Consider the following 18096-nt stretch of genomic DNA (forward strand, 5'->3'; position numbering starts at 1 on the left):
GTCATGCTGGAGGCATGAGCTTCCCCCACCTCGACACCGCAGGGCGCGCGCACATGGTCGACGTCACGGCGAAGCAGCCCACCGTCCGCTCCGCCACCGCCCGGGGCTTCGTGCGCTGCTCGCCGGAGGTCGTGGCCGCCCTCGTGGACGGGACCGCGCCCAAGGGCGACGTGCTGGCCGTCGCGCGGATCGCCGGCATCCAGGGGGCCAAGTCGGCCTCCTCCCTGCTGCCCCTCGCGCACGTGATCGGCGTTCATCGCGCCGCCGTCGAGCTCGAGGTGACCGCCGAGGGCGTGCAGATCGAGGCGACCGTGGGCACCGCCGACCGCACCGGTGTGGAGATGGAGGCGCTCACCGCCGTCTCGGTGGCAGCCCTCGCCATCGTCGACATGATCAAGGGGCTCGACCGCGGCGCCCTGATCGAGAACGTCCGGATCGTGGCGAAATCGGGCGGCCGCTCCGGTGACTGGACGCGACCGGGCGAGGAGTCGGCCTGATGCGCGTGCGCTTCTTCGCCGCCGCCGCCGAGGCCGCCGGCACGGACGTCGCCGACCGCTCCGAGCCGACCCTGGACGCCCTGCGGGCCGCGCTCGTGCACGACCACCCGGATCTCGGGGCCGTGCTCCCGCGGTGCGCCGTGCTCGTGGACGGGGTGCGTGCCGACGCGGACGTGCCGCTCACCGGCACGTCGGTCATCGACGTCCTGCCGCCCTTCGCCGGCGGCTGATCAGCCGCCCATGCCCTTCCACGCCGTCGTCCCGTCCGCCTCCACCTGACGCTTCCACACCGGCAGCTCGCGCTTGATCGCCTCGATCACGGCCCGGCACACCTCGAACGCGGCGGCACGGTGTCCGGATGCCACGGCGATGACGACGGCCGCATCCCCCACCTGCAGACGACCGATGCGGTGACTGACCGCCACCACGGCGTCGCTCCCCTCCGCGGCGTCCGCGGCGAGCCGTGCGAGCGTCGCGGTGGCGTCGGGATGCGCGCTGTACTCCAGGGCGACGACGGCGCCGCCCGCATCCGGATCGTTGTCGCGCACCCGCCCGACGAACGTCGTCACGGCGCCGAGGGTGGGATCGTCGACGGCGTCCAGGTGCGCGGCGATGTCGAGTGCGTCCTCGGTCACCACGGCCAACCGCACGACGCTCATGCGTGATCTCCCCCCACCAGCTGATCGAGCACGTGTGCGGCCACGGACAGGACCACCGGCACGCCGGCGGCGACGGCGCGCGGCGAACCGGGCAGGTTCACCACGAAGGCACCGGCGGAGTCCACGACGCCGGCGAGGCCCCGCGAAACGGCCGCGAAGGGCGTGTCGGCCAGCCCCTGCCGGCGCAGCTCCTCGGCGATGCCGGGAAGCTGCCGGGTGAGCACGCGCGCCGTGCCTTCGGGGGTCTGATCACGCGGCCCCACCCCCGTGCCGCCCGTGGTGAGGATGAGGGCAGGAGAGTCCGCGGCGACCCGACGCAGGGCCGCTTCGACGGAGTCGGCGCCATCGGGGACGATCTCGGCGTCGCCGCACTGCCAGCCCGCATCGCGCAGGAGTCCCACCGCGAGCGGACCGCCGCGGTCTTCGCGCACGCCCGCCGCCGACCGATCGGACACCGTGATGACCCGGGCGATGCGCTGCATCCGCCCAGCCTACGAGGCGCGCGCCGCGGCTGCGGTGATGCGGTTGGCCATGCCGCGGAAGATGAGCCCGTGGAAGGGCAGCACAGCGAGCCAGTACAGCCGCCCGGCCAGCCCCCGCGGGAAGAACACGGCGCGCTGGTCGTAGCGCGCTCCTTCGGCCTCGGGGGTCACGCGAAGCTCCAGCCACGCCAGCCCCGGCACCTTCATCTCCGCGCGCAGGCGCAGGAGCCGGCCGGGCTCCACCGCCTCCACACGCCAGAAATCCAGCGCATCCCCGACGGCGAGCCGGCGGCGGCTGCGGCGACCGCGCGCGAGCCCCACACCCCCCACGATCCGGTCCATCCACCCCCGCAGCGCCCACAGCACCGGCGAGGAGTACCACCCGTTCTCCCCGCCGATCCCTTCGACCACAGCCCACAGCCGCTCCGGCCGCGCCGGCGTGCGCGCCGAGCGGGCGTCGGTGAACACCGCGCGCCCGGCCCAGTCGGGGTCACTCGGCAGCGGGTCGCTGGGCACGCCCGACAGCTCGGCATCCCGCCAGCTCGTCTCGACGTCGTCGGCCTGCACGCGACCGAGGGCCAGCGCCACCGCCCGCCGATACGGCGTGAGGCCTCCGGCGGGGGGCGGGATGAGCGCGTCGACGTCGTCGTTCTTGACGACGCAGTCGTTCTGGAGCGATTCCACGAGCGGCCGTGCGATCGAGCGCGGGATGGGTGTGACGAGGTTCACCCAGTGCGAGGCCAGGCGCGGTGTCAGCACGGGCAGCGCCGCGATGGCGCGCTGGCGGAGCCCGGCGACCACGGCGTAGCCGTTCATCATCTGCCCGTACCGCAGCACGTCCGGCCCGCCGATGTCCACGGCGCGGTTGACGGCGGGATCCACCCGGGCGGCCCCGAGCAGGTAGTGCAGCACATCGCGGACGGCGATCGGCTGGATGCGGTTGCGCACCCAGCGCGGGGCCGGCATGTAGGGCAGCACGTCGGTGAGGTGGCGCACCATCTCGAACGACGCCGAACCCGACCCGATCACGACGCCGGCCTGCAGCACGAGGGTAGGCACGCCGCTGTCGAGGAGGATCTGGCCGACCTCCACGCGGGAGCGCAGGTGCGGGGAGAGCGGGACGTCGTCGGGATGCAGCCCCCCGAGGTAGACGATGCGTCGCACGCCCGCGGCCGCCGCGGCATCGGCCACGGTCTGGGCGGCCCGGCGATCGGCCTCCTCGAAGCCCGTGCCCGCGGCCATCGAATGCACGAGGTAGTAGACCACGTCGACGTCGGCCACGGCGTCGCGGACCGCCGCCGCATCCGCCGCCGCGCCCTCCACCACCTCCACCTCGTCGCCCCACTCGAAGGCGCGCACCCGCTCGGGCGTGCGCGCGAGGACGCGCACGGCGTAACCGGCGGCGAGCAGGCGCGGCACGAGGCGGCCGCCGAGGTAGCCCGTCGCCCCGATCACGAGGGCCCGCGGCATCGTGCCGTCGGCGCGGGGCACCGCCCGCAGTTCGGGCTCGCGTCCGGTGGGCGCACTCAGCTCGGTCATGCCCCGACGTTATGCGCCCGGAACCTCACGCCCCAGGGCCCTGCAGCTCCGCCGGAGCCCGCGGCGGTGCCGAGAACGCCGCCGCCTCGCGCGCGAGCGGAACCGTGAACACCGCCGCCATGGCCAGTGCCGCCCCCGCGCCCACGAGCGCGCCGCCGGTGGTGTCGCTCAACCAGTGCGCGTGCAGATAGGTGCGGCTGAAGGCCATGAGCAGCGTCCAGACGATGCCGGCCACCACCACCCACGCGCGGGGGAAGAGGATCGCCGCGATCACGGCCAGGGTCGCCGCGTTGGCGGCGTGGCCGGAGGGGAAGGACCCGTAGTCGCTCATCACCAGGATCTCCTCCGGGCGCGCCCGGCCGAACACCTGCTTGAGGATCTGCACGAGCGCCGCGCTGACCGCCTCCGCCGACAGGAAGTACGCCGCCGCCCAGTGGCGGCGCATCAGCATGAGCGCGATCGCCCCGCCCAGCGGGATGATCAGCGCGCCGATCCACCCACCGCCCAAGACGTTCATGACCTGGGAGAAGACCACCAGCGCCGGCGAGGGCCAGTCCACGAGCGCACTGTTCCACGCCGTGTCCACGGCGAACGGCGCGTTGTCCTGCCAGAAGATCCAGGCGCCCAGGAGGCACGCCAGAGCGATCGCGCTCAGACCGATCACGAGCCGGCGGGTGCGTACGGGGTTGGGCCTCATCGCCTCATTGTGCCCCCGTACACGCGACAATGGGCGCCATGAACCAGGCCGTTGACATCGTCCGCCATCTCGTGGCACCGCTGACGCGCACGCGGTGCTTCCGCCGCCTCGGGCCGCGCGTGCTCCCGCCGGTCGAACGCGTCCTCGCCCGCGCCACGGGCGGCCGCGTGCAGATCAGCGCGCTGCTGGTCCCCTCACTGGTCCTGCACACGGTGGGCGCGCAGTCGGGTCAGCCACGGGACGTCCCGCTGATGTACACCCCCGACGGATCGGGCCGGGCGATCGTGGCGGGGACGAATTTCGCCGGGTCGCGGCATCCGGCATGGACCACGAATCTCCTCGCCCACCCCGACGCGGAGATCACCGTGCGGGGGCGGCGGATGCCCGTGCACGCGACACCCATCGGCGACGACGAGCGCGATGCGGCGTGGGCGCGCATCGAACGACAGTGGCCCGGCTATCGCAGCTACGAGCGCGACTCCGCGCGCACAGTCCGCCTGTTCCGGCTGCAGCCGGTGCGCCGGGACCGCTGACCTGCGCGAGGGTCAGGGCGCCAGCAGCCCCACGGTGCGCGGGCGGACGAGCAGCCACAGCGCCGCCACGCCGATCACGGCGCATCCGACCATGACAGCGGCCATCGTGGTCGCCGAGATGCCGGCCGAACCGGCCACCCAGCCCACCACCGGCGAGACGAGGCCCGCCACGCCGAAGTTGGTCGCCCCGATGATCGACTGCGCGGTACCGGCGGCCTTGCCGTGACGATCCAGCGCCAGCACCTGGACGCACGGGAACGTGAAGCCGCATCCGGTCATGAAGAAGAACAGCGGAACGACCGTCCCCCACATGCCGAGCCCGAGCTGATCGGTGATCACGATGGCGGTGCCGGCCACCAGCATGATCGCGGTCGACCACGCCATGACCCACTGCGGACCGAACCGCGCGGCCAGGCGCGAGGCCGCCTGCACGCCGAGGACAACCCCGAGCGAGTTCGCGGCGAACAACAGCCCGTACTGCTGGGCGTCCAGGCCGTACGCCCCCTGGAAGAGGAACGACGAGGAGGACAGGTACGAGAACAGCCCGCTGAAGGTCATGCCTCCGATGACCAGCACGCCCAGGAAGACGCGGTCGCTCAGGACGCTGCGGTAGCGCTGCCAGATGGTCGTGCCGGCCTGCTCGGCGCGTCGCGCACGCGGAAGGGTCTCGGGGACGAGGAAGAGGGCGGCGATCAGCATGACCGCGCCGTAGACGGCGAGGACGACGAAGATGCCGCGCCACGGCATCACCAGGAGCAGGCCTGAGCCCACCAGCGGCGCGAGCACGGGTGCCACCCCCGACACCAGCGCGAGCCGGGAGAGCATCACCACGAGGCGCCGGCCGCCGAACAGGTCGCGGACGATCGCGGCGGCCACGACCCCGCCGGCGGCGGCACCGGCGCCCATGAGGACGCGGGTCACCGAGAGCAGCTCCAGCGTGGGTGCCAGCGCCGCCGCCGTGCTGGCGAGCACATGCAGCGCCGTGACGGCCAGGAGGGGAACGCGCCGGCCGACCTTGTCGCTGAGCGGCCCGACGACGAGCTGGCCGAGCGCGAAGCCGATCATGGTTCCGGTGAGCGTCAGCTGGATCGCGGCCTCGGTCGTGCGGAAGTCGCTTTCGAGCACCGGGAACGCCGGCAGGTACAGGTCGATGGTGAACGGGCCGAGGGCAGTCAGCGCGCCGAGCAGGATGATGTAGACCACCCGTCGCCCGGTCGACAGCGAATCGCCGGGGTGGAGCATGATCGGCGCGGTGGCCGGATTGCTCCCCAGGGTGCGGATGGCTCCCGTGGTCGCCGGGCGGGCGCGGCCGTCGCGGGCCGGGGAGACGATCGGATGGGAATCGGTGTCGACCACGGAGCCTTCGTTTCGGAGCATCGGCGAGAAGACCCGGAATCCGGGTCTGAGGGGGGTGGGGTGAGGGGTGGGGGCTCGAATCGATTCGAGCACCCGCACCATGATAGCCAGGTCCGCACCCCGCGGCAGAAGTCCCGGCCCGCGCGACGGCAGCTTCTCAGCCCCCTCACCGATGCATACGAATAGGCTGGGGCCGTCGGCGCCGTGCCGACGTGTCCTCGCTCACGACCGGAACCCGAACACGCCGCACATGACTCCTCCGTCACGCCCCGCCGATCGCCGTGAGAGCGGGAACCCCGCCACGCAGGCGCACATCAACCAGACCGTCAAGCAGCAGCGCGAGCAGAAGCGCCAGGAGAAGCTCGCAGAATATCAGCGCCAGCTCGCAAAGCGCCGCCGCAGCAAGGTCGTGTGGTGGGTGGTCGGCTCCACCGCCGCGCTGGCCGTCGTCGCCCTCGTCGTGGCGTCCTTCGTCTTCGCGCCCCGCAGCGCGCCCACGTACGGCGCTCTGGACAGCGCCGGCGCAGAGATCGAGGGGGTCGAGACCTTCGAGAACGACACCACGCACGTGGAGGAGCCCGTCGACTACCCGCAGACGCCTCCGGCGGGCGGCCCGCACAGCTCGGCGTGGCTGAACTGCGGCATCTACACCGAGCCGCAGAAGAACGAGAACGCGGTGCATTCGCTCGAGCACGGCGCCATCTGGGTCACGTACGACGCCGCCGCGCTGTCGGACGACGACCTGGCTGCCCTGAAGGCGCACCTGCCCTCCACCTACGTCATCCTGTCGCCGTACGAGGGGCTGGACTCCCCCATCGTGCTCAGCGCGTGGAACAACCAGCTCTCCCTCGACTCGGCCTCGGATGAGCGCATCCCGGAGTTCTTCGAGGAGTACTGGCGGAGCCAGAACGTCCCCGAGCCCAACGCGAGCTGCTCGGGCGCCCTGGACGGCCCCGGCAAGCTCTGACCCGACCATGACCGACCCCGACACCGCGCCGGCGCCGAGACGGGTGGCGCCGTGGGTCGTGGTGCTGCTGGTCGCGGTGGCGGTCGCGGCCGTCGCCTTCGCGATCGGCCGCTTCAGCGCGTTCGGGGCCACCGCCGCCCCGGAGCATCCGTCCACCACGTCCGCCGAGGCCGGATTCGCCCGTGACATGCAGGTGCATCACGGGCAGGCGGTGCAGATGGCGATGGAGATCCACCGCAAGACCGACGACCCCCAGCTGCGGGTGCTGGCCTACGACATGGCCACCGCGCAGGCCGGGCAGCGGGGCGAGATGTACGGGTGGCTGGTGAATTGGGGGCTGCCCCAGGCCGGCGGGCCGCTCATGGCGTGGATGGCGGACTCCTCCGCTCACGACCATGCCGGCGCACCGGAGTCCGCAGACCCCGAGGAGCAGATGGGCATGGCCACGCCCGCCCAGCTGGCGCAGCTGCAGGACGCCACCGGCGCGGAGGCGGACTGCCTCTTCCTGGAGCTGATGATCCGCCACCACGGGGGTGCGATCCCGATGGCGGAGGCCGTCGTGGAGCTCGGCTCCGACGCCCGCGTCGACGCCGTGGCAGAGGGGATGATCGCCGCGCAGACCGGTGAGATCGCCGCGATGGAGTCGATGGCCGCCCGGCTGGGCTGCGCCGGGTAACGACCCTGGGGCGCCGCCGGGCGGCCGGTTACAGTGGTCGCGTGACGGACTCCGCGAATCCGCGCCGTCCCGTCGTCATCTGGATCGCGGTCGCGCTGGTCTACGCCAGCGCGCTCGGCAACGTCGCCGTCGGCATCCTGGTGCTGCTCAGCCGCTACCGCGTCGCCACCGAGGCCGTGCTCGCCGTCTCGCTCCTGGGCTCGGGCATCATCCTCGCCGGACTGCTTCTCCTGGCCGTGGCATCCGGACTGGCCCGCGGCAGCCGCCTCTCCCGCGCCCTCAGCACGGGCTATCTCGGTGTGCTCGTCGCCTTGAACGCCACGACGCTGGTCGCCACCGATTCGTGGGACGCCGTGGCCGTGGCGCAGGTGATCGTGCAGGCCCTCGTGGCCCTGGTCGTGTGGGTGCCGCCCGGTTCGCGTGCCTTCGCACCGCCGCCGGCGTGAGTCACGCCACGCCGGCGAGCGCACGCGCGAGGTACCGCCGGTGGAACAGGCGCACCACCTCGATCACGAGCACCGTCGTGACCGTGGTGACCGTGACCAGCCACGCGCCCGATTCCCCCGGGTCGACGAGCTCGAAGAACTCCGTCGACTGCGGCACCGTGAAGACGGCGACGAGGGCGACGAACATCGCCCCCACGACCATCGCCTTCACCGGCGTGATCGGACGCGCGAGCACCGCGAGCACCCAGATCCCCACCACGGCGAGGATGATCGTCGCGCCGCTGCGCACGGCGGCCTCGTCCATGCCGAGCCGGCGCGCGCCCAGGTCGTAGACCAGGAGCGCGGCCGCGATCGCGAGCCCGGCAGGAACCGCGAACGACAGCGAACGCCTGAGCAGCCCGGGAACGTAGCGTCGCGCGTTCGGCAGCAGCGCGAGGAAGAACGCCGGGATGCCGATGGTGAGCCCGTCGGTGATCGACAGCTGCCGCGGCAGGAAGGGGAAGGGCAGGAGCAGCACACCGAACAGCACCGCCAGGGTGGTCGCATATGCCGTCTTGGTGAAGAACAGCATCGACACGCGCTCGATGTTGGCGATCACCCGGCGCCCTTCGGCCACGACGCCGGGGAGGCGCGAGAACCGGCCGTCCAGCAGCACGATGCGCGCGACGGCTCTCGTGGCGGCGGCGCCCGAACCCATCGCGATCCCCAGGTCGGCGGCCTTGATCGCGAGGGCGTCGTTGACGCCGTCCCCCGTCATGGCGACGGTGTGACCGCGAGCCTGCAGCGCGCGCACCATCCGCTTCTTCTGCTCGGGCGTGACGCGCCCGAAGACGGTGTTGTGCTCCATGACATCGGCGAGCTGGTCGTCGTCCTCGGGCAGCAGGCGGGCGTCGTACCCCTCGCCGACGTCCATCCCCACCTCCCGTACAACCGCCGCCACGGTACGGGGGTTGTCCCCGGAGATCACCCGGATCACCACGCCCTGATCGCCGAAGTACCGCAGCGTCCGGGCGGCGTCGGGCCGGATCCGCTCGCGGAACGTGATCACCGCCGCCGGGCGGAGACCGGCGGGGAGCCGTTCGGCGGCGACGTCTGCTGCAGTGAGCGCGTGCGGGGAGCGGGCGAGCACCACCGTGCGCCGGCCGGCGGCTGCAAGCGTCGTGACGAGACGGCCGACCTCCGTCGCCTTGCCGGCGCCGTCGGTTCCCAGGACGATCTCGGGGGCTCCGAGCACCCACGTCCCGCCCGCGTCGTCCCGGAACGACACCGCGCTCCACTTGCGCGCGGACGAGAAGCCGATCTCCCCCACCGGGTGACGCGGCGTGACGACGGGGAAGGACTCCCGCAGGCTCCGCGCGGTGGCGTTGGCCCCCGGGGCGGCGGCGTACCAGGCCAGCGTGTCGGCCACGCCGTCGGGGGCGTCCGTCATCGCGTGGACGGCGTCGAAGGCGATGTCACCGGCGGTGAGGGTCCCGGTCTTGTCCAGGCAGACGACGTCCACGCGAGCCAGCACCTCCACGGCGGGCAGCTCGTTGACCAGCACCTGCTGACGGGCGAGTCTGGCCGCGCCGACGGCGAAGGCGATCGAGGTCATCAGGACCAGGCCGAGCGGGATCATGGCGGTGATCGCCGCAACCGTGCTGACCACGGCATCGGTCCACCTTCCGCTCCGCCACGCCGGGCCCCACCCGCCGGCGACCACCATCTGCGCGTTCAGGACGAGCAGAGCGACGGGGCCGATGATCCAGCCCATCCACACCAGCACCCGGTTCACCACGGCACGCACTTCGGATCTGACGAGGGAGAACCGTTTCGCCTCACCGGCGAACCGGTTGGCGTAGGAGTCGGCCCCCACGCGCGTGACACGGGCCCGCCCGTCGCCGGCGATCACCACCGACCCCGACAGCGCCTCATCGCCGACGTGCTTGTCGATGGCGTCGGCCTCGCCCGTCAGCATCGATTCGTCGATCTGCAGGCCGCGCGCCTGCGTCACCACGGCGTCGGCGGGAACCTGGTCGCCCGGGCGCAGCACGAGGAGGTCGCCGAGGACGACGGCCGCCGGCGCGATCTCGCCCTCCACCGCATCGCGACGGATGCGCGCGCGCGGCGCGTTCAGCAGCGCAAGCCGATCCAGGGCCGCCTTCGCGCGGAACTCCTGCACGCATCCGATGATCGAGTTGGACAGGGCGATCGCCCCGAACAGCGCGTCCTGCCAGCGTCCGAGCAGCAGCAGGACGAAGAAGCAACCGAAGATGATGCCGTTGAACAGCGTGAAGACGTTGGCCCGGACGATGTTCCAGACGCTGCGGCTGGTGTCCGGGGTGAACGCATTCGTCTCCCCCGCCGCGGTCCGTTCGGCGACGGCGGCGGCATCGAGCCCCGGATCCGCCTGGGCCGCCGCGACGGGACCGGGGGCGGCATCCATGCGGTCAGGTTACGCCGCGGCCCGCGCCGACGGTACGCCGGCTCCGGGCCGTCCTGCCCTCAGCCCTTGGTGCTTCCGGCCAGCAGGCCGCGCACGAAGTAGCGCTGCAGGGAGAAGAACACGATCAGCGGCACGATCAGCGAGACGAACGCGCCGGCGGTCAGTCGCTGCCAGTCCTGCCCGCGAGAGCCCACCATCTCGGCCAGGCGCTGGGTGAGCGGGGCGACATCCTGCGTTCCGCCGGAGAAGATGAGGGCGACCAGCAGGTCGTTCCACACCCACAGGAACTGGAAGATCGCCACCGACGCGATGGCGGGAGTTGCGAGCGGGATCACGACGCGGAAGAAGATCTGGGTGTGGCTGGCGCCGTCCACACGAGCGGCCTCGATGACGTCACCGGGGATCTCGGAGATGAAGTTGTGCAGCAGGAAGATCGTCAGCGGCAGCGCGAAGATCGTGTGCGCGATCCACAGCGGCAGATAGTTCTGCTCGGGGATGAACGGGATGACATCGTGCAGCCACTGCTGGCCCGGCCGCAGCCACACCGAGAACGTCTGCAGGAGCGGGACCAGCGCCATCTGGATGGGCACGATCTGCAGCGCGAAGATGAAGATGAACAGCCCGTTGGAGAAGCGGAACCGCATCCACGCGAAGGCGTAGGCCGCCATCGAGGCGAACACGAGGGGGAAGATCGTGGCCGGGATCGCGATCGCGAGGGAGTTGACGAAGTACGCGCCCAGCTGCGGCGAGGACTGCGACGGCGACAGCAGCACGTCACGGTAGTTGTCGAGCGTGAAACCGGGGTTCTGGAAGATCGTCCACCAGCCGGTCTCCTGGATCAGCTCGGCCGGGCGGAAGGACGAGACGAGCAACCCGAACGTGGGGATCGTCCACAGGATGGCGATGATCAGGGCAGCCACCGTGGCGCCGCGGGAGGTCAGCCGCCGCTTGGTCCGTGACGTCGCCGTGCCGGCGATGGCGATCCGGTACTCGTCCTTGCCGTCGGGGGTGGGGAGGTCGACGGGGGCGACACTGCTGCTCATCGGATCTCCCTCTGCTTGCGAAGCACGTTCACGTTGTAGATGACGATGGGGAGCACGAGCACGAAGAGGATGACGGCCAGGGCTGAGCCGCGGCCCACTTCGCTCGCGCGGAACGCCTGCACGTACATCTCGTTCGCCACGACGCTCGTGTTGAAGTTGCCGCCGGTCATCGTGCGGACGATGTCGAAGACCTTCAGGGTCGCGATCGAGATGGTCGTGAGCACCACCACGAGGGATCCGCGGATACCAGGGACGGTCACGTTCATGAACCGCTGCCATGCGTTGGTGCCGTCCAGCTGGGCGGCCTCGATCTGCTCGGTCGGGATGCCCTTGATCGCGGCGCTGAGCACGACCATCGCGAACCCGGTCTGGATCCAGATCATCACGACGATGAGCAGCACGGTGTTGATCGGGTCGGTCTGCAGCCACTGCACCGGGTCGCCGCCGAACGCAACCGAGAGGGCGTTGAGCAGGCCGATCTGCTCGCGGCCCGCCGAGCGGTATTCATACACGAAGCGCCAGATGATGCCGGCCCCGACGAACGAGATCGCCATCGGCATGAAGACGAGCGCCTTGTAGATCTTCTCTCCGCGCGACTTGTCGATGAAGACCGCGTACGCGAGCCCCAGAGCGGTGGAGAAGGTGGGCACCAGGAGCACCCAGATGACGGTGTTGATGAGGGTGCGGATGGCCGCCGGCTGCGTGAACATCCACGCGAAGTTGTTCCAGCTGAAGTTGCCGCTGTTGTCCTGGAACGCCAGCAGCGTCGTCCGGATCGCGGGCCACACCAGCCCCACCGCCAGCAGGAGCAGCGCGGGCAGGAGGAACCACAGCAGCTGCCAGGCGGTGCGCCCGCGACGAGGCGCACGGCCCATCAGGAGGACGATGATCCCCAGGATGGCGGCGAAGACCACGAGGCCGAGCACCACCTGAAGGATCTTCCCGATGAGATCAGCGGTTGTCATCGTTCGCCTTTCTTGCCTCGTCTGCCGAGGGAAACCTCAGATCCGGCCCCGCAGCGCACACGGGGAGGGGATGAGCGGGCCGGGACGGAGCATCCCATCCCGGCCCGCTCACGGTCAGCTGGTGGGCCAGCTGGCCTCGACTTCATCGACCACCGTCTGCGTGCTCTGTCCGCCGATCCACTCGACGATGCCCCGCCAGAACGCCGCGGAACCGACGGCGCCGGGCATCAGGTCGGAACCGTCGAAGCGGAACTCGGTGTCGGGGCTCTGCAGGATCTCGATGGACTGCTCCAGCAGCGGGCTGGAGGCGTTGGCCGGGTCGAGTCCCTTGTTGGCGCTGATGACGCCGCCCAGGCTCACGCGGTTGTTCGCCCACAGGGCGCTGGCGAGGTAGGTCCGCACGGCCTCGACCTCTTCGGCCTCGCGGAACGCCACCGGGAACTCGCCGCCACCGGTGACCGCCTGCGGGTCGTCGGCGTCGACGGGGGGCATCAGGAACGCGAAGACGTCGCCGTCGGGTGCGACGGTGATGTCGTCTCCGCCGTCCGGGTTCCAGAAGGTCTCGTAGAACGAGGCCTGGTGGTGCAGCGAGCACTCGTCGTCGAGGATGGGCAGACCCGCCTCCTGGAACGGCGTGCTGATCTGCGTGGAGACGTCGCCGAATCCGCCGTTGACCATCTCATCGCTCTTGAGGTACTCGCCGACCGAGTCGAACGCGGTGACGACCTCGGGCGAGTTGAACGGAACTTCGTGCGTGACCCACTGGTCGTAGAAGTCCGCGCCGGCCTGGCGCAGCACGAAGTCCTCGATCCAGTCGGTGCCCGGCCAGCCGGTCGCCTCGCCGGATTCCAGACCCACGCACCACGGCTGGTGGCCGGAGTCGGATGCGATCGTCTCGGACAGCTCCATCATCTCGTCGAGGGTCGTCGGGACCTCCCAGCCGTTGTCCTCGAACTGAGCCGGCGAGTACCAGATGTACCCCTTGATGCTCGCCATCAGCGGCGCGGCGTACGTCGTGCCGTCGATCGTGGCGTATTCCTTCCAGATCGGGTCCCAGCCCTCGTCGATGTTGTCGATCACCGGCTGGGACGCCGGCACGATCCAGCCGCCGGCGGCGAGACGGGCCAGCAGGCCCGGCTGCGGCACGATGCCGATGTCGGGGGCGTTGCCACCCTCGGCGAGGACCGCGATCTGGGCCTCGAACTCGCTCGAGCCCTGGTAGTTGATCTCGATGCCGGTGCACGAGGCGAAGTCGCTCCACGACTCCACCAGACGGTCGGCCTCCAGGTCGAGGATCGTTCCGCCGATGGTGACGGTGGCGTCCTCGAACGTGCCGTAGTCCTCGTAGTCGGCGCAGTCGACGTCGTCGCCCCCGGCCTCGATGTCACCGGTACAACCGGCAAGCGCCAAGCCGGCGACGCCGACGAGTGCGAGCGGCGCCCAAAGGCGACGGTGCTGTGACATGCCCATGTGGTTCCTCCTCTTTGAGAGCTCTGGTGCGGCTCCCGTCAGGAACCGATTCCAGGCCACGGTATGCGACTTCCACGCACGGCACAACAACCATTGATCACGACTGCATAACCGCCAATGGGAGCGCTCTCAGCCGGTCTGGAAACGGTTCCGCGGTCGCCGGCAGCTCCCGCAACCGGTTCCATTTCGCGCGGGGCGCGGTTACCCTTTGTGCGGCAAGGGCGGTGCGACGATGCGGCGAGGAGGCCACATGAGCGGAATCTCCGACGTCGCGCGCATCGCCGGCGTTTCCAAATCCACGGCCAGCCGCGCACTCACGGGCAGTGGATACGTGTCCGAGCAGACGCGTCGCCGCGTGGCCGAGGTCGCCGCCTCCCTGGGATACGTGCCGTCCACCAGCGCGGTGAGCCTGGCCACCGGTCGGATGCAGTCCGTCGCCGTGCTCGTACCCACCGTGGCCCGGTGGTTCTTCGCCCAGGTGCTGGGGGGCGTGCAGTCCGCGCTGCTGGAGCGCAACCTCGACCTCACCCTCTACGAGGCCCCGCCCGGAACGCAGGAGCGCCGCCGCATCCTCGAGGACTTCCTCCCCCGCCGGCGGTTCGACGGACTGATCGCCGTCGGGCTGGAGCCGGCCGAAGGAGAGCTCGAGCAGCTCCAGCGGATCGGACGCCCCGTGGTGAGCGTCGTGGGCGCCACGGGCCCGTCGAGCCTGGTCACCGTCGACGACGTGCACGCGGCCCGGCGCGCGACGGAGCACCTCATCGCCCTCGGGCATCGCTTCATCGTCTTCCTCGGTGGCGACACCGACGACCACTTCGCGCACGTGGACCGCCTCCGTCTGCGCGGTTACCAGGAGGCGATGGCCGACGCGGGGCTGGCCGCGCACATCCGCCACGTCGGCTCGGGGGTCAGCATCCCCGAGGGATACGCCGCAGCGGTCGATCTGCTCGGAGAGACCCGCGCGCGCCCCACCGCACTCGTCGCGGCGTGCGACGAAGTGGCCATCGGGGCGATCATCGCCTCCCGCCGCCTCGCGATCGCCGTGCCGGGCGACCTCAGCGTCGTCGGCATCGACGATCACGAGTACGCGGAGATGTTCTCCCTCACGACGCTGCGCCAGCTCCCGCGCGAGCAGGGCCGCGCCGCGGTCGACCTGCTGCTGCGCACGATCGGCGACCCGGCGCGGGCGCGGGAGGAACTGCTCCTGCAGGCGCGACTGGTCGTGCGCAGTTCGACGGCACCGGCGGACCCGGCTCCGGCCATCGCCGTCTCCGACACGCACCCCCCGCGCTGAGGCCATCGGAAACGGAAAGGCCCCGGATGCGTCGCATCCGGGGCCTTTCGCGGAGGGTGTTACTTCAGGGTCACCGAAGCGCCGGCCTCCTCGAGGGCAGCCTTGGCCTTCTCGGCGGTCTCCTTGTTGGCACCTTCGAGAACGGGCTTGGGCGCGCCGTCGACGACGGCCTTGGCCTCACCCAGGCCGAGCGAGGTGAGCTCGCGGACGACCTTGATGACCTGGATCTTCTTGTCGCCGACCGACTCGAGGACGACGTCGAAGGAGTCCTTGACCTCTTCCTCCTCGGCGGGGGCACCACCGGCGGGAGCGCCGGCAGCGGCGACCGCGACGGGCGCGGCGGCGGTGACGTCGAAGGTCTCCTCGAACGCCTTCACGAACTCGCTGAGCTCGATGAGGGTGAGCTCCTTGAACGCGTCGAGCAGCTCCTCAGTGCTGAGCTTTGCCATGATGTTTCTCCTTGATTGGGGTTTCGCTGTGCCGGGGCCCGATGTCAGGCCGCGGACTCCTGCTTCTCGCGCAGCGCGTCGACCGTGCGGACGGCCTTCGACGGGAGCGCATTGAAGACGTACGCCGCCTTGGTCATCGTCGCCTTCATCGCACCGGCGAGCTTCGCCAGCAGGACTTCACGGCTCTCGAGATCGGCGAGCTTGTTGACCTCATCCGCGGTCAGGGATGCTCCGTCGAAGAAGCCGCCCTTGATCACGAGGTGAGGGTGTGCCTTGGCGAAGGCACGCAGACCCTTCGCGACGGTGACAGGGTCACCGTGCACGAACGCGATGGCCGACGGACCCTTGAGGTCGTCGTCCAGTCCCGTGACCCCCGCATTGCCTGCGGCGATCTTGGTCAGCGTGTTCTTCACCACGGCGTATTCCGCGTCCTGACGGATGCTGTTGCGGAGCTCTTTGAGCTCGGCAACCGTCAGCCCGCGGTACTCGGTCAGCAGAACGGCGGTCGAGTCCTCGAAATGCTTCGTGAGCTCGGCGACCGATGCTTCCTTCTGCGCCATGGCCACTCCTTGTATGTACGAGGCGCTCCGCGGAAGCGGGGCGCCGGCCGGGGACCATCGCGATGCAGGCAACAAAAAAGCTCCGGCGCAGGCGCACGGAGCTGGATTCAGGAGAATCGTTCTGTGTCACCTGCGTGGGCCCCTGCTGTGCAGAGCTTCGATCGGGCTGCACTTGCGCGCACACCGATGACCGACGGTCTTTGGCTTGCCCACCAGCATACGTGCCGGAGTTGCGTGCGGCAAATCCCGCGAGGGCACAATGGGTGCCAGACACACTCACCCGGGGGGATGACGATGGCGTTGCGGATGATTCTGCCCGAATCGGAGCAATGGATCGAGGTCGCCGAGCGCGCCCGGGAGTTCGAACGCGCAACCGGCGAGGTCGCACCGCACGAGGTCGCGGGCGCGGCGGTGGCCCCCGAGGCCGAGCGCGCCCTCTGGGCCGACTACGCGCGCCCGTCGCGGCTGGCCCGCGCTGTCCCTCCGCTTCGGTTTCACCGGCGCCACAGTGGGAACGGGCGCGCTGGCGATCCTGTTCGCGGTCATGGCCTGGACCGACTCGCAGCCCGGCGTGTTCCTGCTCATGATCCTGCTGGCGCCGGTGGCCCTGGCCACGACGGTCTGCATGTCCGGCGGGGCGTGGCGGGTCTTCCTGGCGTACTCGGAGTCGGACCCGGCCTGGGTCGCACTCCGTCGCTTCTTCTCGTTCGGCCGCACGCGGACGCCCCGACCCGTCACGCCGGCGCAGGCCCCCGAGAGGAGCGGTGTCGCGTGAGGATGATCCCGGCACTGGGGAACCGGCGGCGGCGTCGTGGCCACGTTCGGGATCCTGTTGACCGTCGAAGCCCTCACGCCCGGTCGCCTGAGCGGTTCACCGTCGATCGACCTGGCCATCGCCGGCATCCTCGTCGCGCTCGTGGTCGGCGCCCCTGCCGTCCTCGTGCTGTGGATGCTGCACCGCTCCGGCCGCCGGCTGGCGCGCGCGGCGGGGTACTGGAGCGCACTGCCCTACCGCACCGGCGCGCGCCGCCCGATGGTCTCGGACTACTTCACCGCACGCTGGGTCGGATACTCCCCCGATCTCCTGCCGCGGATCATCACCGTGGCGTCGGCCTTCCTGGCGTCGGCGTTCTCCGTCTCGATGATCTACTACTTCGTCGCGGTGAGCCCCGACCCGGCATTCGTGGTGGCCGCGTGCCTGTGGTCGGTGCTGTTCCTCGCCGTCACAGCCGGCCAGTTCGGCGGCGTCCAGCGCATCCAGAACGGCTACGGACATCGCGACCCGCTGGGTCATGACCGTCGGATGCGGCGTTCGCGCGCGTGACGCCGGCTTCGCCGCGTGCCGTGCTGCAGGCGTCGCGGGGCCGGGTTAGCCTCGAGAGGTGACCCCCGAACTCGCCGCCCGGATCGTCGCGGATTCCCGTGACCGCGTGGCGTGGATCCGGGCCCGCTCCCGGGGTATCACCGCGACCGACGTGGCCTCGCTCACCAGCGAGCGCGCGATCGCGAAGGCAGCGGATCAGAAGCTGGGCGGCGGATCGCGGTTCTCCGGAAATGCCTACACGGCGCACGGGCGGCTCCGCGAGCCCGAGATCGCCGCGTGGGTCGCTGCCACCCACGGCATCCAGCCCTCCTCCGCGCTGTTCCACGCGGTCGTGGAGAAGCGGCACCTGGCGACCCCCGACGGGGTGGGGGTGGATGCGGCGGGCCGCGTCGTGCTCGCCGAGATCAAGACGACGAACAAGGCCTGGCGCAGCATCCCGCGCCCCTATCTGCGGCAGGTGTGGTGGCAGCAGCACGTCCTGGGCGCGGAGCGGACACTCGTCACGTGGGAGGTGCACGACGGGTTCGTGCCGGTGGACGACGAGCCGCGCTGCCAGTGGGTCGACCGCGACCAGCGTGAGATCGATGCACTCGTGGGGCTGGCCACGGCCCTCATCGACGAACTGCACCGACGGACGATGCGCGCTCGCCAGGGCGCCGCGCCCGCACCGCCGCCCCGAGAGGCGTTCCGCGCGCTCGCGCTGGCGGAATGAGG

The 18096-nt window shown here is 70.9% G+C and carries 21 protein-coding genes; 10 read left to right on the forward strand and 11 right to left on the reverse strand.

Translation table 11 applies throughout. From position 1 onward, the window contains the following. Window positions 1-14 precede the first annotated feature (14 nt). Window positions 15-497 carry a cyclic pyranopterin monophosphate synthase MoaC gene (moaC, locus tag F6J85_RS13365; RefSeq protein WP_135068437.1) on the forward strand — a complete coding sequence of 161 codons (483 nt, stop codon included), beginning with the start codon at window positions 15-17 and terminating at the stop codon, window positions 495-497. After that, complete coding sequence (locus F6J85_RS13370; protein WP_150921574.1) at window positions 494-727, forward strand: MoaD/ThiS family protein; 234 nt, start codon at window positions 494-496, stop codon at window positions 725-727. Before moaC ends, F6J85_RS13370 begins: the two co-directional genes overlap by 4 nt. Here F6J85_RS13370 and F6J85_RS13375 read toward each other — a convergent pair whose 3' ends face one another. From F6J85_RS13375 to F6J85_RS13390, 4 genes are read right to left on the reverse strand one after another with little or no spacing between them, the layout of a single operon-like run. Continuing rightward, window positions 728-1156: a molybdenum cofactor biosynthesis protein MoaE gene (locus F6J85_RS13375; protein ID WP_150921575.1), complete on the reverse strand. Its 429-nt coding sequence runs from the start codon at window positions 1154-1156 to the stop codon at window positions 728-730. It abuts the gene before it with no gap. Then, complete coding sequence (locus tag F6J85_RS13380; RefSeq protein ID WP_150925678.1) at window positions 1153-1638, reverse strand: MogA/MoaB family molybdenum cofactor biosynthesis protein; 486 nt, start codon at window positions 1636-1638, stop codon at window positions 1153-1155. Before F6J85_RS13380 ends, F6J85_RS13375 begins: the two co-directional genes overlap by 4 nt. A gap of 9 nt (window positions 1639-1647) precedes the next feature. After that, entirely contained in the window at window positions 1648-3177 is a 1530-nt protein-coding gene (locus F6J85_RS13385; protein ID WP_150925680.1) for an SDR family oxidoreductase, read from the reverse strand. Between the two features lie 25 nt (window positions 3178-3202). Next, window positions 3203-3874, reverse strand: coding sequence for a phosphatase PAP2 family protein (locus F6J85_RS13390; RefSeq protein WP_150925682.1), 672 nt, complete (start codon window positions 3872-3874; stop codon window positions 3203-3205). Between the two features lie 38 nt (window positions 3875-3912). Between F6J85_RS13390 and F6J85_RS13395 the strand changes: the two genes are divergently transcribed. After that, entirely contained in the window at window positions 3913-4407 is a 495-nt protein-coding gene (locus F6J85_RS13395; protein ID WP_150925685.1) for a nitroreductase family deazaflavin-dependent oxidoreductase, read from the forward strand. A 12-nt stretch (window positions 4408-4419) separates the two neighbouring features. Here the strand turns inward: F6J85_RS13395 and F6J85_RS13400 are convergent, their stop codons facing one another. Next, a complete protein-coding gene (locus tag F6J85_RS13400; protein ID WP_420846086.1) occupies window positions 4420-5763 on the reverse strand; it encodes a multidrug effflux MFS transporter in 1344 nt (447 codons plus the stop codon). 250 nt (window positions 5764-6013) lie between these two features. Between F6J85_RS13400 and F6J85_RS13405 the strand changes: the two genes are divergently transcribed. From F6J85_RS13405 to F6J85_RS13415, 3 genes are read left to right on the forward strand one after another with little or no spacing between them, the layout of a single operon-like run. Continuing rightward, window positions 6014-6730, forward strand: coding sequence for a DUF3105 domain-containing protein (locus F6J85_RS13405; RefSeq protein WP_150925687.1), 717 nt, complete (start codon window positions 6014-6016; stop codon window positions 6728-6730). A 7-nt stretch (window positions 6731-6737) separates the two neighbouring features. Next, window positions 6738-7406: a DUF305 domain-containing protein gene (locus F6J85_RS13410; RefSeq protein ID WP_150925688.1), complete on the forward strand. Its 669-nt coding sequence runs from the start codon at window positions 6738-6740 to the stop codon at window positions 7404-7406. A gap of 41 nt (window positions 7407-7447) precedes the next feature. Beyond that, window positions 7448-7852 (forward strand): hypothetical protein, encoded by a 405-nt coding sequence (locus F6J85_RS13415; RefSeq protein ID WP_150925690.1) that lies wholly within the window; start codon window positions 7448-7450, stop codon window positions 7850-7852. A 1-nt stretch (window position 7853) separates the two neighbouring features. Here the strand turns inward: F6J85_RS13415 and F6J85_RS13420 are convergent, their stop codons facing one another. The 4 genes from F6J85_RS13420 to F6J85_RS13435 form a co-directional block, all read right to left on the reverse strand. Continuing rightward, window positions 7854-10277: an HAD-IC family P-type ATPase gene (locus F6J85_RS13420; protein ID WP_150925693.1), complete on the reverse strand. Its 2424-nt coding sequence runs from the start codon at window positions 10275-10277 to the stop codon at window positions 7854-7856. 59 nt (window positions 10278-10336) lie between these two features. Beyond that, complete coding sequence (locus tag F6J85_RS13425; RefSeq protein WP_150925695.1) at window positions 10337-11320, reverse strand: carbohydrate ABC transporter permease; 984 nt, start codon at window positions 11318-11320, stop codon at window positions 10337-10339. Continuing rightward, window positions 11317-12285, reverse strand: a complete 969-nt coding sequence (locus F6J85_RS13430) for a carbohydrate ABC transporter permease (protein ID WP_150919984.1) — start codon at window positions 12283-12285, stop codon at window positions 11317-11319. Before F6J85_RS13430 ends, F6J85_RS13425 begins: the two co-directional genes overlap by 4 nt. 114 nt (window positions 12286-12399) lie before the next feature. Beyond that, a complete protein-coding gene (locus F6J85_RS13435; RefSeq protein WP_150925697.1) occupies window positions 12400-13755 on the reverse strand; it encodes an ABC transporter substrate-binding protein in 1356 nt (451 codons plus the stop codon). 250 nt (window positions 13756-14005) lie between these two features. On the opposite strand from F6J85_RS13435, the gene F6J85_RS13440 reads away from it, so the two are divergent. Continuing rightward, the gene (locus F6J85_RS13440; RefSeq protein WP_150925699.1) at window positions 14006-15049 is read left to right on the forward strand and encodes a LacI family DNA-binding transcriptional regulator; all 1044 of its coding nucleotides are present in this window, start codon (window positions 14006-14008) and stop codon (window positions 15047-15049) included. A gap of 59 nt (window positions 15050-15108) precedes the next feature. On the opposite strand, the gene rplL is transcribed toward F6J85_RS13440, so the two are convergent. Further along, window positions 15109-15498, reverse strand: a complete 390-nt coding sequence (gene rplL, locus F6J85_RS13445) for a 50S ribosomal protein L7/L12 (RefSeq protein WP_135068465.1) — start codon at window positions 15496-15498, stop codon at window positions 15109-15111. 44 nt (window positions 15499-15542) lie between these two features. Beyond that, window positions 15543-16058, reverse strand: a complete 516-nt coding sequence (gene rplJ / locus F6J85_RS13450; RefSeq protein ID WP_150919988.1) for a 50S ribosomal protein L10 — start codon at window positions 16056-16058, stop codon at window positions 15543-15545. A 544-nt stretch (window positions 16059-16602) separates the two neighbouring features. On the opposite strand from rplJ, the gene F6J85_RS13455 reads away from it, so the two are divergent. Genes F6J85_RS13455 through F6J85_RS13465 form a run of 3 tightly spaced genes read left to right on the forward strand, consistent with a single transcriptional unit; the run spans window position 16603 to window position 18094 of the window. After that, window positions 16603-16833, forward strand: a complete 231-nt coding sequence (locus F6J85_RS13455; RefSeq protein ID WP_150925701.1) for a hypothetical protein — start codon at window positions 16603-16605, stop codon at window positions 16831-16833. A 36-nt stretch (window positions 16834-16869) separates the two neighbouring features. Beyond that, entirely contained in the window at window positions 16870-17382 is a 513-nt protein-coding gene (locus F6J85_RS13460) for a hypothetical protein (protein WP_150925703.1), read from the forward strand. Window positions 17383-17440: 58 nt separating this feature from the next. Beyond that, window positions 17441-18094 carry a YqaJ viral recombinase family protein gene (locus F6J85_RS13465; protein ID WP_150919991.1) on the forward strand — a complete coding sequence of 218 codons (654 nt, stop codon included), beginning with the start codon at window positions 17441-17443 and terminating at the stop codon, window positions 18092-18094. The last annotated feature ends 2 nt before the right edge of the window (window positions 18095-18096 follow it).

It is taken from the genome of Microbacterium lushaniae (assembly GCF_008727775.1).
Classification (GTDB): Bacteria; Actinomycetota; Actinomycetes; order Actinomycetales; family Microbacteriaceae; genus Microbacterium; species Microbacterium lushaniae.

Excerpts from the sequence above, each read along its gene's own strand:
- F6J85_RS13435 (WP_150925697.1), bottom strand. The coding sequence starts at position 13,755 with ATGGGCATGTCACAGCACCGTCGCCTTTGGGCGCCGCTCGCACTCGTC.
- F6J85_RS13410 (WP_150925688.1), top strand. The coding sequence starts at position 6,738 with ATGACCGACCCCGACACCGCGCCGGCGCCGAGACGGGTGGCGCCGTGG.
- F6J85_RS13430 (WP_150919984.1), bottom strand. The coding sequence starts at position 12,285 with ATGACAACCGCTGATCTCATCGGGAAGATCCTTCAGGTGGTGCTCGGC.
- F6J85_RS13385 (WP_150925680.1), bottom strand. The coding sequence starts at position 3,177 with ATGACCGAGCTGAGTGCGCCCACCGGACGCGAGCCCGAACTGCGGGCG.
- F6J85_RS13395 (WP_150925685.1), top strand. The coding sequence starts at position 3,913 with ATGAACCAGGCCGTTGACATCGTCCGCCATCTCGTGGCACCGCTGACG.
- moaC (WP_135068437.1), top strand. The coding sequence starts at position 15 with ATGAGCTTCCCCCACCTCGACACCGCAGGGCGCGCGCACATGGTCGAC.
- F6J85_RS13420 (WP_150925693.1), bottom strand. The coding sequence starts at position 10,277 with ATGGATGCCGCCCCCGGTCCCGTCGCGGCGGCCCAGGCGGATCCGGGG.
- F6J85_RS13375 (WP_150921575.1), bottom strand. The coding sequence starts at position 1,156 with ATGAGCGTCGTGCGGTTGGCCGTGGTGACCGAGGACGCACTCGACATC.
- F6J85_RS13425 (WP_150925695.1), bottom strand. The coding sequence starts at position 11,320 with ATGAGCAGCAGTGTCGCCCCCGTCGACCTCCCCACCCCCGACGGCAAG.
- F6J85_RS13455 (WP_150925701.1), top strand. The coding sequence starts at position 16,603 with ATGGCCTGGACCGACTCGCAGCCCGGCGTGTTCCTGCTCATGATCCTG.
- F6J85_RS13390 (WP_150925682.1), bottom strand. The coding sequence starts at position 3,874 with ATGAGGCCCAACCCCGTACGCACCCGCCGGCTCGTGATCGGTCTGAGC.
- F6J85_RS13440 (WP_150925699.1), top strand. The coding sequence starts at position 14,006 with ATGAGCGGAATCTCCGACGTCGCGCGCATCGCCGGCGTTTCCAAATCC.
- F6J85_RS13380 (WP_150925678.1), bottom strand. The coding sequence starts at position 1,638 with ATGCAGCGCATCGCCCGGGTCATCACGGTGTCCGATCGGTCGGCGGCG.
- rplJ (WP_150919988.1), bottom strand. The coding sequence starts at position 16,058 with ATGGCGCAGAAGGAAGCATCGGTCGCCGAGCTCACGAAGCATTTCGAG.
- rplL (WP_135068465.1), bottom strand. The coding sequence starts at position 15,498 with ATGGCAAAGCTCAGCACTGAGGAGCTGCTCGACGCGTTCAAGGAGCTC.
- F6J85_RS13405 (WP_150925687.1), top strand. The coding sequence starts at position 6,014 with ATGACTCCTCCGTCACGCCCCGCCGATCGCCGTGAGAGCGGGAACCCC.